At 66.3% G+C, this 16958-nt stretch carries 14 protein-coding genes; 7 read left to right on the top strand and 7 right to left on the bottom strand.

All coding sequences use genetic code 11. The features are described from left to right. The first annotated feature begins 5 nt into the window (after positions 1–5). The gene (locus ACWAUG_RS09285; protein WP_298036407.1) at positions 6–2837 is read left to right on the top strand and encodes an aconitate hydratase; all 2832 of its coding nucleotides are present in this window, start codon (positions 6–8) and stop codon (positions 2835–2837) included. A gap of 145 nt (positions 2838–2982) precedes the next feature. Further along, the gene (gene dxs, locus ACWAUG_RS09280; protein WP_460802240.1) at positions 2983–4923 is read left to right on the top strand and encodes a 1-deoxy-D-xylulose-5-phosphate synthase; all 1941 of its coding nucleotides are present in this window, start codon (positions 2983–2985) and stop codon (positions 4921–4923) included. A gap of 5 nt (positions 4924–4928) precedes the next feature. On the opposite strand, the gene ACWAUG_RS09275 is transcribed toward dxs, so the two are convergent. From ACWAUG_RS09275 to ACWAUG_RS09255, 5 genes are all read right to left on the bottom strand, one after another. Beyond that, positions 4929–5366 carry a hypothetical protein gene (locus ACWAUG_RS09275; protein ID WP_460802239.1) on the bottom strand — a complete coding sequence of 146 codons (438 nt, stop codon included), beginning with the start codon at positions 5364–5366 and terminating at the stop codon, positions 4929–4931. A 175-nt stretch (positions 5367–5541) separates the two neighbouring features. After that, positions 5542–7689 (bottom strand): 3-hydroxyacyl-CoA dehydrogenase NAD-binding domain-containing protein, encoded by a 2148-nt coding sequence (locus ACWAUG_RS09270; RefSeq protein ID WP_460802237.1) that lies wholly within the window; start codon positions 7687–7689, stop codon positions 5542–5544. A gap of 11 nt (positions 7690–7700) precedes the next feature. Next, positions 7701–8906, bottom strand: a complete 1206-nt coding sequence (locus ACWAUG_RS09265; protein WP_298036396.1) for a thiolase family protein — start codon at positions 8904–8906, stop codon at positions 7701–7703. 72 nt (positions 8907–8978) lie between these two features. Next, the gene (locus ACWAUG_RS09260) at positions 8979–10172 is read right to left on the bottom strand and encodes a ribonuclease D (protein WP_460802236.1); all 1194 of its coding nucleotides are present in this window, start codon (positions 10170–10172) and stop codon (positions 8979–8981) included. Further along, positions 10165–10746, bottom strand: coding sequence for a DUF3000 domain-containing protein (locus ACWAUG_RS09255; RefSeq protein WP_460802235.1), 582 nt, complete (start codon positions 10744–10746; stop codon positions 10165–10167). The genes ACWAUG_RS09260 and ACWAUG_RS09255 overlap by 8 nt, the downstream gene beginning before the upstream one ends. Before the next feature lie 25 nt (positions 10747–10771). On the opposite strand from ACWAUG_RS09255, the gene ACWAUG_RS09250 reads away from it, so the two are divergent. Further along, positions 10772–11953, top strand: a complete 1182-nt coding sequence (locus tag ACWAUG_RS09250; protein ID WP_298036389.1) for an alpha/beta hydrolase family protein — start codon at positions 10772–10774, stop codon at positions 11951–11953. Here the strand turns inward: ACWAUG_RS09250 and ACWAUG_RS09245 are convergent. Both ACWAUG_RS09245 and ACWAUG_RS09240 read right to left on the bottom strand, forming a co-directional pair. Further along, on the bottom strand, positions 11925–12356 hold the full coding sequence (locus tag ACWAUG_RS09245; RefSeq protein WP_298036386.1) for a SufE family protein: 432 nt from the start codon (positions 12354–12356) through the stop codon (positions 11925–11927). The genes ACWAUG_RS09250 and ACWAUG_RS09245 overlap by 29 nt on opposite strands. A gap of 18 nt (positions 12357–12374) precedes the next feature. Continuing rightward, positions 12375–13268: a sulfurtransferase gene (locus ACWAUG_RS09240; protein ID WP_298036385.1), complete on the bottom strand. Its 894-nt coding sequence runs from the start codon at positions 13266–13268 to the stop codon at positions 12375–12377. Between the two features lie 135 nt (positions 13269–13403). On the opposite strand from ACWAUG_RS09240, the gene zapE reads away from it, so the two are divergent. The 4 genes from zapE (at position 13404) to ACWAUG_RS09220 (ending at position 16896) form a co-directional block, all read left to right on the top strand. Then, on the top strand, positions 13404–14450 hold the full coding sequence (zapE, locus tag ACWAUG_RS09235; RefSeq protein WP_460802233.1) for a cell division protein ZapE: 1047 nt from the start codon (positions 13404–13406) through the stop codon (positions 14448–14450). 116 nt (positions 14451–14566) lie between these two features. Continuing rightward, positions 14567–15805 (top strand): ammonium transporter, encoded by a 1239-nt coding sequence (locus tag ACWAUG_RS09230; protein ID WP_460802231.1) that lies wholly within the window; start codon positions 14567–14569, stop codon positions 15803–15805. An 18-nt stretch (positions 15806–15823) separates the two neighbouring features. After that, positions 15824–16402: a type II toxin-antitoxin system PemK/MazF family toxin gene (locus ACWAUG_RS09225; protein WP_298036378.1), complete on the top strand. Its 579-nt coding sequence runs from the start codon at positions 15824–15826 to the stop codon at positions 16400–16402. Next, a complete protein-coding gene (locus ACWAUG_RS09220; protein ID WP_460802230.1) occupies positions 16402–16896 on the top strand; it encodes a type II toxin-antitoxin system PemK/MazF family toxin in 495 nt (164 codons plus the stop codon). The genes ACWAUG_RS09225 and ACWAUG_RS09220 overlap by 1 nt, the downstream gene beginning before the upstream one ends. The last annotated feature ends 62 nt before the right edge of the window (positions 16897–16958 follow it).

Raw genomic sequence — 16958 nt, 5'->3', positions numbered from 1 at the left:
GATTCGTGTCCACGGTGAACAGCTTCGGTGCCAAGAGCACCCTGACAGTCGGCAGTACCGACTATGAGATCTTCCGGATTGACACGGTCCCGGGCTTCGACAAGCTCCCGTTCAGCCTGAAGGTGCTCCTCGAGAACCTTCTTCGCACCGAGGACGGCGCGAACGTCACGAAGGCGCAGATCGAGGCCCTCGGATCGTGGGATGCCACGGCCGAGCCCAACACCGAGATCCAGTTCTCGCCGGCCCGCGTGGTCATGCAGGACTTCACCGGTGTTCCCTGCATCGTCGACCTCGCCACCATGCGCGAGGCCGTCACCGCCCTCGGCGGCGACGCCAACAAGATCAACCCGCTCTCCCCGGCAGAGATGGTCATCGACCACTCGGTCATCGCCGATCTCTTCGGCTCTGACAATGCCCTCGAGCGCAACGTTGAGATCGAGTACGAGCGCAACGGTGAGCGCTACCAGTTCCTGCGCTGGGGTCAGACCGCTTTCCAGGACTTCAAGGTCGTCCCCCCGGGAACCGGAATCGTCCACCAGGTCAACATCGAGCACCTGGCGAAGGTCATCTACGACCGCACGAACTCCGGCGTGCTGCAGGCGTACCCCGACACCTGTGTCGGCACCGACTCGCACACCACGATGGTCAACGGCCTGGGCGTGCTCGGCTGGGGCGTCGGCGGCATCGAGGCAGAGGCTGCCATGCTCGGCCAGCCCGTCTCCATGCTCATCCCGCGCGTCGTCGGCTTCAAGCTGACCGGTGAGATCCCCGCGGGCGTCACGGCGACCGACGTCGTCCTCACGATCACCGACATGCTCCGCCAGCACGGCGTCGTCGGCAAGTTCGTCGAGTTCTACGGCGCGGGCGTCGCATCCGTGCCGCTGGCCAACCGCGCCACCATCGGAAACATGAGCCCGGAGTTCGGCTCGACCGCCGCGATGTTCCCGATCGATTCCGTCACCACCGACTACCTGCGCCTGACCGGTCGCGATGAGCAGGCCATCGCCCTCGTCGAGGCGTACGCCAAGCAGCAGGGCCTCTGGCACGACGCCGACAACGAGCCCGTCTTCAGCGAGTACATGGAGCTCGATCTCGGCACCGTCGTGCCCTCGATCGCCGGTCCGAAGCGCCCGCAGGACCGCATCCTCCTCTCCGAGGCGAAGACCCAGTTCGAGCAGGACATCGTCAACTACGCGACGCCGTCCGTCTCCGACTCGATGGTCGACCTCGAGTCGAAGCACTCCTTCCCGGCCTCCGACCCGGGCGCCGTGCCCGGCGAGGAAGACGAGGACACCCGTCCCGTGCACATCTCCAGCGGTGTCAACGGTTCCTCGAAGCCCGTTCCGGTGACGACCCCGGAGGGTGAGAAGTACATCCTCGACAACGGTGCGGTCACGCTCGCCGCGATCACCTCGTGCACCAACACGTCGAACCCGTCGGTCATGATCGCTGCCGGTCTTCTCGCCCGCAAGGCGCGGGAGAAGGGCCTGAAGCAGAAGCCGTGGGTCAAGACCACGCTGGGCCCGGGCTCGAAGGTCGTCACCGACTACTACGAGAAGTCCGGACTCGACAAGGACCTCGAGGGCCTCGGCTTCTACACCGTCGGCTACGGCTGCACCATCTGCATCGGCAACTCGGGCCCGCTGATCGAAGAGGTTTCGGCAGCGATCAACGAAAACGACCTCGCCGTCACCGCGGTCCTCTCGGGAAACCGCAACTTCGAGGGTCGCATCAGCCCCGACGTGAAGATGAACTACCTGGCTTCGCCGCCGCTGGTCGTCGCCTACGCTCTCGCCGGTTCCATGCACTTCGACTTCGAGACCGATGCGCTCGGTCAGGATGCCGACGGCAACGACGTCTTCCTCAAGGACATCTGGCCGGCACCCGACGAGATCCAGACGATCATCGACTCGTCGATCTCGCGTGAACAGTTCATCAAGCAGTACGCCACCGTCTTCGACGGCGACGAGCGCTGGACGAGCCTGCCCACCCCGACCGGACCGGTCTTCGAGTGGGACGCGGATTCGACCTACGTGCGCAAGGCGCCGTACTTCGACGGCATGACGATGGACCTCACCCCGGTGAAGGACATCACGGGCGCCCGCGTCATGGCGACTCTGGGCGACTCGGTCACCACCGACCACATCAGCCCGGCCGGAAACATCAAGATCGGCACGCCGGCGGCGAAGTACCTGGAGGAGCACGGTGTGCGCCAGAAGGACTTCAACTCCTTCGGCTCGCGTCGCGGCAACCACGAGGTGATGATCCGCGGCACGTTCGCGAACATCCGCCTGAAGAACCAGCTCGTGCGGGCGGTCAACGACGGCGTCGAGGTCGAGGGCGGCTTCACCCGTGACTTCACCCAGGCCGGTGGCCCGCAGTCGTATATCTTCGACGCCTGCCAGAACTACGCCGAGCAGGGCACCCCGCTCGTCGTGTTCGGCGGCAAGGAATACGGGTCCGGTTCCTCCCGCGACTGGGCGGCCAAGGGCACGAGCCTGCTGGGCGTCAAGGCGGTCATCACCGAGAGCTTCGAGCGCATCCACCGCTCCAACCTCATCGGCATGGGCGTCGTCCCGTTGCAGTTCCCCGCCGGTGAGAGCTGGGATTCGCTGGGTCTGGACGGCACCGAGATCATCTCGATCACGGGCCTGGAAGAGCTGAACAACGGCACGACGCCGAAGACGGTCCGCGTCACCGCGACGCCGAGCGAGTTCTCCGCCGAGGGCAAGCAGACGGTCGAATTCGACGCGGTCGTCCGCATCGACACCCCCGGTGAGGCCGACTACTACCGCAACGGCGGAATCCTGCAGTACGTGCTGCGTTCGCTGGTCTGAGAGCGATAACCACGCACGAGATGGGCTCGGATGCTTCGGCATCCGGGCCCTTCCGGCTTTTCACCGCCAGGCTTCCCGGGCGCACGGCGGTAGGATCGTTCTGTCGGCGTCGATCCATCGAGACGAAGACGTACAGGAGGTTTCGATGCCCATTCTCCCCGGCATCACCGGCCCGCGTGATCTCGACCGCCTGAGCTCGGACGAGCTCGTCACGCTGTCAGAGGAGATCCGCGCATTCCTCATCGAGAACGTCTCGCGCACGGGCGGCCACCTCGGCCCGAACCTCGGCGTCGTCGAGCTCACGATCGCTCTGCACCGTGTCTTCGAGTCTCCGGATGACCCCATCATCTTCGATACCGGGCATCAGTCCTATGTGCACAAGCTCCTCACCGGTCGGCAGGACTTCTCAGCGCTGCGTCTGCGCGGGGGACTTGCCGGCTATCCGCAGCGCTCGGAGAGCGCTCATGATGTCGTCGAGTCATCGCACGCCTCCAGTTCTTTGAGCTGGGCAGATGGAATCTCCCGGGCTTTCTCCGCGACGGGACGCGACGACCGTCATGTCGTGGCTGTGGTCGGCGACGGATCCCTCACCGGAGGCATGACCTGGGAGGCGCTCAACAACATCACCGATGACAACGAGCGCAATCTCGTGATCGTCGTGAACGATAACGGGCGTTCTTACGCGCCGACGATCGGCGGAATGTCGCGATACCTCAACCGGGTGCGCACAGCCGGGGCCTATCGCCACTGGCATCGCCGCTCAGATCGCTTCTTCCACGCTTTCGGTCCTGTCGGGCGTGCGGTATTCCGCGGCGTTCGCGGCGGCACCCGTGGGTTCCTCTCCCGGTTCGTCAACAACGAGGCGCTCTACTCGAATCTCGACATCAAGTACCTCGGTCCGATCGATGGGCATGACATCGAGGCGCTGACGGAGGCTCTTCAGCTGGCGAAGTCATATGGGGCTCCCGTCATCGTCCATGCCATCACCGAGAAGGGGAGGGGCTACCAGCCCGCCCGCGACAATGACGCCGACCAGTTCCATGCGGTGAACCAAATCGATCCGGCGACGGGGGCATCACTGGGAAGCAGCGCGCGCGGGTGGACGGATGTCTTCTCGGATGCCCTCGTGGCCGCCGGTGAGCGCGATGAGAAGATCATCGCGATGACGGCCGCCATGCTGCGTCCGACCGGTCTCGCACCCTTCGCCGAGCGATTCCCCGACCGCGTCTACGATGTCGGCATCGCGGAGCAGCATGCGGTGGCCTCGGCGGCCGGTCTGGCCTATGGAGGCCTGCATCCGGTTGTGGCCCTATACGCCACCTTCATGGGCCGGGCCTTCGACCAGGTGCTGATGGATGTCGCCCTGCACCGCGCCGGTGTGACCTTCGTGCTCGACCGCGCGGGTGTGACCGGCCCGGACGGGGCCAGCCATCACGGCATGTGGGATCTTGCGATGCTCCAGATCGTCCCGCACATCCGCATTGCAGCTCCGCGAGACGGGACGCGCCTCGTCGAGGCTCTCGACGAGGCCGTGGCGATCGATGATGCTCCCACCGTCATCCGGTTCCCGAAGGGTCCCGTCGCCGAGGAGCTTCCCGCTATCGAACGCTTCGACGACGGCGTCGATCTGCTCTCGCGCGGAGAGAACGAAGATGTGCTGATCGTGGCGATCGGCGCGTTCGCCCCGCTCGCGATCGACGTCGCCGGCAGACTTCGCGCCCAGGGCATCGGCGCTACGGTGATCGATCCTCGTTGGGTCGTTCCCGTGCAGAGCTCCGTCGTTGACCTCGCGCGCGCCCATCGCCTCGTTATCACCCTGGAGGACGGTATCCGCGTCGGAGGCATCGGGACACGGATCCGTCAGGTTCTCCGCGAATCCGGAGTCGATACGGCTGTGGACGAGTTGGGGCTCCCCGACGAGTTCATCGATCACGCGACCCGCGATGAGATCCTCGTCGATGCGGGCCTGACCGCCTCGAAGATCGCGCAGGACATCGTCGCGCAGGTGCTGGGAACACGCATCCCCGTTGCACGCAGCGCGGATGGCATCGGCATCCTGAGCCTACCCATCTCCGACCGCGGCTGATTCGCTCAGCCTGAGACGGGTGCGGTTGCTTCAGCACGACGCCGATGCAGAAGCCTGAGGGTCGTCCGCGCCGCCCAGGCCCAGCCAGCCGCGACCGAGACGGCGCAGGCCAGCATCACGAGCCACGTCACCGGACTCTGGAACACCGTCACGACGTCTCCGGAACCGTTGGAGAGCGCGTTCAGCGCACACACGGCGAAGCCCAGAAGCCCGCCGAGGAGCAGATAGGCGACGATATGCACCGTGACGCTTTCGGACCGTCGCAGCAGACGACTCAGCGGCCAGACGATCGGCAGGGAGAGGAGCGTCACGATGGCGGCGACGATACCCCCGAACGGGAACCCGTACAGGAGGTACAGGAGAAGCGTTGACCCGAGTGAGCCCCACGGCATTCCAGCGGTGGCGATCGCGCTGATCATCAGCGTCGCCGTGAGGATGATCATGAAAGCGCACCATGCGGCTATCGCGCCGGACCAGAATTCCCGACGTGTGAAAGACAGCGGTGTGGTGTCATGGGACATCACCAAAACCTATCACCGGCACGTCGACTGCTGAAGAAGACGTGGGGCAGGCCGCTGCTCAAGCAACGGCCTGCCCCACATCAGGATCGGCGATCGATCAGCCGCCGATGCCGCGGATCGGCGGGTTGTGGAACGTCGCGCCGAACACGCGCTCACTCGCGCCCTCGCGGTCCAGGTACGGCGAGGCACCACCATCGATGAACGGCCAGCCGGCGCCGAGGATCAGGCAGAGGTCGATGTCCTCGACCTCAGGGACGACCTTCTCATCGAGCATGAGACGGATCTCCTGCGCGAGGCCGTCCTGCACGCGGGTGAGGATCGTCTCGGCCGAAGCCGGCGATGAGCCGACGTTGCCCTTGAGGACCTTCTCCGCGGCCTTCGTCCAGCCAATCACACGGCCCCCCTTGTCCTTCGTGACGACCTCGTCGAGCTCTGCCAGCGCGTGGAAGTTCTCGTTCGCGTAGAAGCGCTCGGGGAAGTGGCGCACCATCGTGTCCTGCACGTGGGCTGCGACCTTCCAACCGACGAGGTCGATGAGCTGGAAGGGGCCCATAGGCAGGCCGAGCGGTCCGAACGCCTTCTCGACCTCGGCGATCGGCGTGCCCTCGTAGACCGCACGCGCGGCCTCGCCCATGACCTTCGCCAGCAGACGGTTGACGACGAAGCCGGGGGCGTCGGCTGTGAGCACCGCGTTCTTCCCGAGTCCCTTCGCGACGACGAATGCCGTCGAGAGGGTCTGCTCGCTCGTCACCGGCGTCTTCACCACCTCGATCAGCGGCATGACCGCAACCGGGTTGAAGAAGTGGAAACCGACGAGGCGCTCGGGGTGAGCGAGGTTCGCGCCGATCTCCTCGACCGACAGCGACGAGGTGTTCGTCGCGAGGATCGCGTCATCCGCGATGATCTTCTCGATCTCGCCGAACACCTGCTGCTTGACGCCGACCTCTTCGAACACGGCCTCGATGACGAAGTCGCAGTCGGCGAACAGCGACTTGTCGGTCGTGCCCGTGACGAGTCCGCGCAGCTTGTTGGCGGCGTCGGCGTCGAGCCGGCCCTTCGCCTCGAGCTTGCCGATCTCCTCATGGATGTAAGCGACGCCCTTATCGACGCGTGCCTGATCGAGGTCGGTGATGAGCACCGGAACCTGCAGTCTGCGAACGAACAGCAGCGCGAACTGGCTGGCCATGAGACCCGCACCGATGATGCCGACCTTGGTCACCTTCTTCGCAAGCGCCTTGTCGGGGGCGCCGACAGGGCGCTTGGCACGCTTCTGCACGAGGTCGAACGCATACATGGATGCCGCGAACTGATCACCCGCGACGAGCTCGGTCAGCGCCTCGTCCTCGCGCGCGAAGCCCTCTGCCTTCGTTCCGCTCTTCGCCTTGTCGAGCAGCTCGAGGGCGAGGTACGGCGAACGAGGCATCGTTCCGATCTTCGACTCGAGCATGCCGCGGGCCATCTTGATGGCGATCGGCCACTTCGTGAGTCGCTCGATCTTGCCGGGGACGTTCTTGCGCTCGACCGAGATCTTTCCCGAAAGGACCCCGTCGGCCCAGGCGAGCGAACGCTCGAGGTACGTCGATGCCGGGAAGATGGCATCGAAGATTCCCAGCTCGAACGCCTGCTGGGGCTTGAGAACGCGGTTCTGCTTGAGCGGGTTGGAGATGACGACCTCGAGGGCGTTCTCGATGCCGATCAGGTTCGGCATCAGGTAAGCCCCGCCCCAACCGGGGATGAGCCCGAGGAAGACCTCCGGGAGCGCGACCGCGGCAGCAGAGGCATCCACCGTGCGGTAATCGGAGTTCAACGCGATCTCGAGGCCACCGCCGAGCGCGAGCCCGTTCACGAAGGCGAACGAGGGCACGCCCAGATCGCCGAGCGAGCCGATGACCTTGTGCCCGAGCTGCGCGATGAGGCGCGCGTGATCCTTCGACGTCACCTTGGAGATGTCGGAGAGGTCGGCTCCGGCCGCCAGGATGTACTGCTTGCCGGTGATGCCGACCGCCTGGATCTCACCGGCCGCAGCGCGCTTCTTGAGACCGTCGAGAGTCTCTCCGAGCTCGGTGAGGGTCGCCGGGCCCAGCGTGTTCGGTCGGGTGTGGTCGCGGCCGTTGTCGAGGGTGATCAGGGCGAGAGTCTTGCCCGACGCGAGGCGCACGTCGCGCACCGTCGAGTGGGTGATGACCTCATCGTCACCCGCGAGGGCGAGGATGGGCGAGAAGTCGATGGTGGAGTAATCGGTCATTGCTTCATGCCTCACTTGCGCTTCTTGCCGTCGTAGAACGGGTTCTCCCAGATGACCGAGCCGCCCTGGCCCAGTCCGACGCACATCGCCGTCAGTCCGTAGCGGACGTCGGGGCGCTCGGCGAACTGAGCGGCCAGCTGGATCATCAGACGGACGCCGGATGCGGCGAGCGGATGGCCGAGGGCGATCGCACCGCCCCAGGCGTTGACGCGCGGGTCGTCATCGGCGATGCCGAAGTGGTCGAGCAAGGAGATGACCTGGATCGCGAAGGCCTCGTTGAGCTCGAAGAGCCCAATGTCGGAGATCGTGAGTCCGGCCTTCTTCAGCGCCTTCTCGGTCGAGGGGATCGGTCCGATGCCCATGATCTCCGGCTGCACGCCGGCGAATGCGAACGAGACCATCTTCATCTTCGGTGCCAGGCCGAACTCCTTGACGGCGCCGCCACCGGCCAGCAACGACATCGTCGCACCATCGGTGAGCGGCGAGGAGGTCCCGGCCGTGACCCGGCCATGCGGACGGAACGGCGTCTTCAGGCCCGCGAGGTCTTCCATGGTCGTCTGCGGGCGACGCCCCTCGTCCTCAGTGGCGAGGCCCCATGCGCCGTCGGCGCCCTTGACGGCGACGGAGACGAGGTCGGGCTGGATCTTGCCGGCGTCGTACGCGGCCTGCACCTTGTGCTGGCTGAGCATGCCGTAGCGGTCGGAGCGCTCCTTCGTGAGGTGCGGGAAACGATCGAAGATGCGCTCTGCGGTCACGCCCATGTTCAGCGCGCCCGGGTCGACCATCTTCTCGGCGACGAAGCGCGGGTTCGGATCGGCGTTGCCGCCGATGGGGTGGTGGCCCATGTGCTCGACACCGCCGGCGAGGGCGAAATCGTACATGCCGATGCCGATGGACGCGGCCATCGTCGTGACGCTCGTCATGGCGCCTGCGCACATGCGCTCGACGGCGAGTCCGGGAACCGTGTTCGGAAGACCCGCGAGGATCGCGACCGAACGGCCGAGCGTCAGCCCCTGGTCTCCGGTCTGACTGGTCGCGGCGATCGCGACGTCGTCAATACGATCGGCGGGGACGGCGCTGTTGCGCTCCATCAGCCCGATCGTCGCTTTCACCGCGAGATCGTCTGCGCGTGTGTTCCAGTACATGCCCTTTTCGCCGGCGCGCCCGAACGGGGTGCGCATTCCATCGACGAAGTAGACGTCCGAGATCTCGGCCACTCTGCCTCCAAGGTTAGGGATGGCTTCAGCCTAGGAGGAGCCCCGGACCCAGCGGAATCGCTTGGATCGAACCTACGAATCCGAAGCGGGGGCCTGATCGGCCGATTGAGCAGCATCTACAAAAGCATCTGCGATCTTCTGTGCAGTCTGCTCAATCTGCCAGGGGCGGGCGCCCTGCGCGGCGAGAGCCGCTCCAACGGTCTCGGCCGATGTGCCCGCATCTGCCCAGGCGATGCGGCGCAGCGATTCGGGCTTCAGAAGATTCTCCGTCGGTATGCTCAACTCTTCGGCGAGGGCCTCGACGACAGGACGCGCCGCCTTGAGACGCGCGTCGGCTTCAGGATTGCGCTCGGCCCAGCTGCGTGCCGGGGGGAGAGCATCGCTGGAGACACGGGCACGGGGCAAATCGGTGCTCTCGCGTCCGCGGACGATCGCTTCCCACCAGCGATCCAGCTGCGAGCGGCTGGCACGCCCGGTGAAGCCGGAGACGGCGGCGAGCCGGCTCTTACTGTCGGGATTCGCCATCACGGCGGCGACGAGCGAGCGATCCGGGACCAGGCGTCCCGGGGACGTGTCCTGCTGCTGCGCGTACTCCTCCCGCGCCTGCCACAGAGCACGGGCGATCGCCAGGTTCTTCGAACCCTTGACCTGATGCAGACCGCTCAGTCGACGCCAGGGCTCATCGCGCGGCGGACGCGGAGGCTGTGCGAGAGTAGCGGCGAACTCCTGTGCGGCGAACTCCGTCTTGCCCTGCTCCTCGAGCTCACGGGCTATCTCGTCGCGCACGTCGACGAGGTGCAGCACGTCCAGAGCCGCATATTCGAGCCAGGTGTCGGGCAGCGGACGCGTGGACCAGTCGGCGGCCGAGTGCTCCTTCTTGAGGACGATGCCGAGGGTGTCCTCCACGACGGCGGCCAGGCCGACCTTGTCGTGTCCGAGCAGGCGCGAGGCGAGCTCGGTGTCGAAGATCGTCTCCGGCACGAGATCGAGCTCCCGCAGCGAGGGAAGGTCCTGGCTCGCGGCGTGGAAGACCCATTCCACGGAGCCGATCGCAGCCTGCAGCGGCGAGAAGTCGCCCAGCGCCGGGGGATCGAACAGGAAGACACCGGCGTCGCGGCGGAAGACCTGAACGAGGTAGGCCCGCTGCGAGTATCGGAATCCCGAAGCCCGCTCGACGTCGACGGCCACCGGGCCGGTTCCCGCGGCGAGCGCTGCGCACGCCTCTTCGAATGCGATCGTGTCGTCGATGACGGCGTACTCAGTCACGACTAGCCTTTCGTGCGCCGAACACGGCGATGTTCTCTGAACCGGGCGGGAGCCCGGCGAGCATGCCGACGAGTTCGGTCCATGCTTCAACGTGCGGCCGGAACGGTTCTTCCGGCGTCCAAGACGATCGTAGTTCGATCTGGGCGCCATCGCCTTCGTCGCCGAGCGAGCCGAAGCCCGTCGACAGCGTCTTGGTCGAGGTTCCGGATGCCGAGTGGTAGGAAGCGCCGTGGGAGGCGAGGGCATCGATCAGCCACGACCAGGTGACGTCGGCGAGGAGCGGGTCGGTACCGATCTCCGGTTCGAGCGGTGCCTGAGCGAACGCGATGATGCGCCACGCGCCGCCCCAGGCCTCGGGGGTCTCCGGATCGTGCAGGAGGACGAAACGCCCTGTTCCGTAGATCGAGTCGCCATGGTCGTCCGGACGGACGTCTGCGGCGAACGCGATCGAGTAGGGGGCGAGTCCCTGGGGAGAGGGGATCTCGCGTATGACGATGTCGTCGCGGAATACCGTGTCGCGCAGCTCTGCTGCGGCACGGGCGAATAGCGATCCGGCGTCGGGAAGTCCGCTCACGGTGACAGGCTAGAGTCAGGAAGCGATGAAGAGTCTCAGGCACGCCGTCGCAATCCTCGTCCCTGCCGCCGTCGCGCTGGCGTCCGCGATCCTGTTCGTGGTCTTCCAGATCGCACGCAGGGTGGTCACTCCCGGGCCTCGGGACATGGACACGCAGATCCTGGCGGTCGACACGGGGGCGCAGACGATCGAGCTGGCGCGAACGCCCGACACGGAGCTGCCCGGCCGATACGGTCTGTTCACCACCGGTAGCCACGACTATGTGAAGCTGGGCGCCGTGCTGAGCGCGGATGCGGAGCGCGTGCGCAGAAAGCTGCTGACGCAGATCGAGCCGGGCTCGCAGATCGATCGGGCGGCGGGTTTCAGCGGCTGGTACTACTCGTCTCCGGCGGAGCTCCATCTCCCGTGGGAGTCGGCCCTGATCGGTGCTCCGGCGGGGCCCTGCCCGGCATGGGTCTTCCCTGCGCCGCTTCCTGCCCTCGTCTCACCGACCTGGGTGATCCAGGTGCATGGCCGGGGCGTCACTCGCGCGGAGTGCCTGCGTGCTGTGCCCGTCTTCCATTCGGCGGGGATGACGAACCTCGTCGTGTCGTATCGGAATGATGGCGAGGCCCCGCGCAGCCGCAACGGCGCGTATTCCCTCGGCGCCGCCGAGTGGCGGGATGTCGATGCTGCGATCGCCTATGCGCTGCGCCACGGCGCTGAGCGGGTGATCCTGATGGGCTGGTCGATGGGAGGGGCGATCGCCCTGCAGACGGCGGTCTCGTCGGGATACCGCGATGCGATCGCCGGCCTCGTGCTGGAGTCTCCGGTGGTCGACTGGCGTACGGTGCTGCGTTTTCAGGCGCGGGAGTCGGGGATCGGCGGCCCGCTGCCCACACTCGCGATGAATGCACTCTCGACGCCGCTCACGGCGCGACTGAGCGGCGCGGAGGACGCGATCCAGTTCGACAGCCTCGACATGGTGGCGCGTGCCGAAGAGCTCGTCGCACCGATCCTCATCCTGCACAGCGAGGATGACGGCTTCGTCCCCGCCGACGCATCGCATGCGCTGGCCGAGGCGCGCCCGGACATCGTGACGATGCCGCGGTTCGGAGGCGCGCGTCACACGAAGCTGTGGAATTACGATCAGACAGGCTGGACGTCGGCGATCGACGCGTGGCTGGTCGAGAACGGGTTCAGCGCTTCAGTGCGACCTGACGCTTGACCCGCATGAGCATGCCGGTCATACCGGCGATGCGCAGCGGCGAGACGGCACGCGTGAGCCCGATCGACTGAGGGTAGTCGTCCGGGATCGCGAGGACCTCGTCGGGGCTGAGCCCCTGGACGCCCTGCGCCAGGATGCTGGCGAACCCGCGCGTCGTCGGCGCCTCCGGCGGCGCGGTGGCGTGCATGGTGACCGCGTCGTCGACGATCTCGACGTAGATGTAGACGGGGGATTGGCATTCTGCCACCCGCTCCGTCATCTCGGGGTGAGCGGCGACCTCGTCGGATACCGGTGGGAGCCCGTTGGAGAACTCCAGCAGCAGCTGGAGCCGCTCCGCTTCGGGCAGCTCAAGGAAATCCTCGCGGATCGAGGCCAGGGCATCGGGGACGTTCGTCGTGCTCACCCCGTCATTCTCACACGGTCACAGCGTGCCCGGCTCGTCGCCGGTGACGATCGGCACGCGCACGGCGCTGCCCCATTCGGTCCAGGATCCGTCGTAGTTGCGGACCTTGTCGAACCCGAGCAGGTGCTTCAGCACGAACCAGGTGTGGCTCGAGCGTTCGCCGATACGGCAGTAGGCCACGATGTCATCGCCATCCTGAAGCCCCGCACCGGCCCGGTAGATCTCATCGAGCTCGGCGCGCGAACGGAAGCCGCCGTCCTCCGCGACGGCACGACCCCACGGAATGCTCTGCGCCGTCGGGATGTGTCCGGCGCGCAGCGAGCCCTCCTCGGGGTAGGCGGGAGCGGTGGTGCGGGTGCCGTTGTACTCCTCGGGGGACCGAACGTCGATGAGCGGGTTTCCGAGATGCGCCAGCACGTCGTCCTTGTAAGCACGCAGAATCGTGTCATCACGCTCGACGATCGGGTACTCCGTCGCCGGGCGCACGGTCGCGTTGGTGGTCGTCCCGCGCCCCTCGGCGATCCAGCGGTCCCGGCCGCCGTCGAGCAGGCGCACGTCCTCATGCCCGAACAGGGAGAAGACCCAGAGCGCGTATGCAGCCCACCAGTTGTTCTTGTCGCCGTAGATCACGATGGTGTCTTCGCGGGCGATGCCCTTGCGGCTCATGAGCCGGGCGAATCCCTCGCCATCGAGGTAATCGCGGACCACCGGGTCGTTCAACTCGGTGTGCCAGTCGACCTTGACCGCGCCGGGGATGTGCCCGGTCTCGTAAAGCAGCACGTCCTCATCGGATTCGACGACGACGAGTCCGGGCTCCTCGAGACGCGTCGCCAACCATTCGGTGCTGACGAGCCGGCCGGGTTCGGCGTACTCGGAGAACTTGTCGACGGAAGAATCGAAGTCGATGGTCACGGGGCGCTCCTCGAGGTGTGTGCGAGCGAAGGCTCTAGTGCTGGCGCGACGGCGTAGTCTTGATCCGTCCCCTTCGACGATAGAGCTGTTCGGCGCGTCCGGCATCGTTCTGTCAGACTTCGACACAGGAAACGCATGACCGACACGATGAACCCGAACGCTGTGCACCTCACCGATCGCCAGCCGGTCGTCACCGGTCCCGAAATGCTGGCGAGCCTGGTCCCGCCGCCGCAGTTCGACACGGCGACCTTCGACAGCTACCGCTCGGATGACGCCTACCCGTCCCAGTCCGAGGCCAAGGATCTCCTCCAGCGCTTCGCGGGCAAATCCGTCGCTGTCAAGCGCGGCGGATTCTTCAGCCGGGCGAAGAAAGAGCCCGAGATGAAACCGGGCGTCTACCTCGACGGCGGATTCGGCGTCGGCAAGACGCACCTGCTCGCCTCGATCTACCACGCGATGCCGGCACGGCGGAAGTACTTCGGTTCCTTCATCGAGTACACGGCGCTGGTGGGCGCTCTCGGATACAAGAACACCGTCGAGCTGCTCCGCGGCGCGGATCTGCTGTGCATCGACGAGTTCGAGCTCGACGATCCCGGCGACACGATGGTCATGACCCGTCTGCTGGGGGAGCTCGTCGGCACCGGCACGCGCCTCGCCGCGACATCAAACACGCCGCCGAACGCCCTCGGCGAGGGGCGGTTCGCCGCTCAGGACTTCCTGCGTGAGATCCACGCGATGTCCGACAGCTTCCAGACGTTGCGCATCGACGGCGTCGACTTCCGTCAGCGAGCCCTCGACGGTCAGGCGATCGTCCACGACGACGCAGCATACGCGGCGCGCATCGCCGCCGCCGGCCCGACGGCATCCGATGATCTCTTCGCCGACGTCATCCGCCATCTCGCCACGGTGCACCCGTCGCGGTACATCCGTCTGATCGACGGGCTCTCTCTCGTCGGCCTGCGCGATGTCGACCAGCTCACCGACCAGTCCGAGGCCCTCCGGTTCGTCGCCTTCATCGACCGTGTGTACGACGCGCAGATCCCGATCGCGGCGACGGGCGTGAGCCTGGACCAGGTCTTCTCCGAGGAGATGCTCGGTGGCGGATACCGCAAGAAGTATCTGCGGGCGATCTCGCGCCTCAACGCTCTCACCCACTCCATCGAGGATCCCGCGGCGCCGTAACGCGATGTTCACATCACGACGCCTCCTGTAACGCAGGAGAAACATCGCGCGCGCATTCCGGTAATCGGGGCTCAACATACTGAAGCCCTCGATCACTTCGAATGTGAGGTTTACGCATGGATTCTCCCGGAAACATCTCATGGGGGATCACCGCTACGGCGCTGGTCCTGCTCATGACCCCCGGTGTCGCCTTCTTCTACGGCGGGCTCGTCAAGGCGAAGAGCGTCGTCAGCATGATGATGATGAGCTTCGGCTCGATCGGCCTCGTCGCCGTGCTGTGGATCCTCTTCGGCTTCTCGATGAGCGCCGTCGAGAGGCCCGGACAGTTCGCGGGCAACCCGTTCGCGGACTTCGGCCTGAGCGGCCTCGCCACGGGTGAGGGCTCGAACGTCGCACTCCTCGGCGTTGCATACGGCGCGACCTTCGCGATCATCACGGTCGCGCTGATCTCGGGTGCCATCGCCGATCGAGCGAAGTTCGGCAGCTGGTTGATCTTCGCGGGCGTGTTCGCCACGGTCGGATACTTCCCGATCTCCGCATGGGTGTGGGGCGGCGGCTGGGTCATGGAGCTCGGCACGACCCTCTTCGGCGCCGACAGCGGCATCGAAGTGATCGACTACGCCGGCGGTACCGCCGTGCACATCACCGCCGGCGCGGCGGCGCTGGCCCTGGCTCTGGTGCTCGGCAAGCGAGTGGGCTTCCAGAAGGGCATCCTCAAGCCGCACAACGTGCCGCTGACCCTGCTGGGTGCAGCACTGCTGTGGTTCGGCTGGTTCGGCTTCAACGCCGGCGCCGAGTGGAACGCCGAGGACATGGGCGGCGTCGGACTCATCGGCCTCAACACGCTCGGGGCCACCGCCGCCGCGATCCTCGGCTGGATCCTCGTGGAGCGCATCAAGGACGGCAAGCCGACCTCGGTCGGCGCCGCATCCGGTGCCGTGGCCGGTCTCGTCGCCATCACGCCCGCCTGCGCCAACCTGACCCCGGGATGGTCCCTGCTGCTGGGCGCGCTGTCCGGCATCGCCTGCGCGCTGGCCGTCGAGCTGAAGTTCCGCCTCGGCTTCGACGACTCGCTCGATGTCGTCGGCATCCACCTCGTCGGTGGACTCCTGGGCACCGTCTACCTCGGATTCTTCGCCATGGACCAGGGTCTCTTCGTCGGCGGAGACGCACGCCTGCTGGTGGTCCAGGTGCTCGCAGCCCTCGGTGTTCTGCTCTACTCCTTCGTCGTGGCCTTCGTCATCGGCACGGCGATCCAGAAGACCATCGGGTTCCGGATCACGAATGAGGACGAGATCGCCGGCGTCGACGTGGTCGTCCACGGCGAGGAGGGGTACGCACTGGTCGACGCCTGAGATCGATAGGGTGTCGAGGTGAGTTCTTCTCAGAGCATTCTCGGCCGACTCCTCGGCCTCGCCATCGACACCCTGACCAACCGGACGTCCCGACCTTCAACGACGAAGGCGGGACGTCCTCGTGCAACCCTGCGGGTGGATGCCCCATCCGCCGCTCCCACGGTGGAAGCCGGGCGCGCGCGGGGGAGCGACACCGTGCGGATCGACCCCGAGCGCATCACGGATCTCCTGGTCGACTACGCACCCGAGAAGGACGGTGCTCCGGACTCCGGAGAGGTCATCTGGACCTGGGTGCCGTATGAGGAGAACGATGGGCGCGGCAAGGACCGCCCGGTGCTCGTCATCGGCCGTCAGTCCTCGGATCGGGTCTACGCGGTCCGCATGACGAGCAAGGCGCATGAGCGCGACCGCGACTACCTCTCGATCGGCAGTGGTGCGTGGGATTCCCAGGGGCGCGAGTCCTGGGTCGACATCGAGCAGCTCTACAGCGTGCACGATCGGGGTATGCGGCGCGAGGCGGCGATCCTCGACCGCGGACGCTACGACCGCGTCGCCTCCGCGCTCATCGCCCGCTACGGATGGGCGCGCACCGCCTGATGGGACTCATCTCATGGGTGCGTCGCAGGCTCGGGATCAAAAGCCCGCTGCAGCGCCGCATCGAGCTGCAGGAACTCATCACCCGCGCATGGGAGGTCACCGACCCCGCCTCGCGCGACGTGCTCATCACATACGCGCCGCAGCGCCTCAACGGCATCCCCGATACGGGTGAGATCGTCTGGGCCTGGGTGCCGTACGCCGAGGATCCCGAGCAGGGCAAGGACCGCCCGATGCTCGTCATCGCCCGCCATGACACGCTGCGCGTCTATGCGTTGAAGCTCACGACGAAGGCGCGTCCCGGTGCCCAGAACCTCATGCTGCTCGGACCGGGAACCTGGGACAACCACAAGCGCGACTCCTGGATCGAGATGGACAAGCTCTACAGCATCCACCATCAGGGGATCCGTCGTGAGGCGTCACCGCTGGATCGGCATCGCTTCATGTACATCGCCCAGGCTCTCGCCGATCGGCACGGGTGGCGCGTCCAGATCTGAGGCCGCCCCGCGGAACGGATGTCAAGCCCATCGGAGGTGCGAGCGCTGAACACTATCGTGGG

This window comes from Microbacterium sp. GXF6406 (assembly GCF_054798215.1).
Note: the sequence above shows the minus strand (reverse complement) of the source record. Positions and strands in the feature narration are given on the sequence as shown.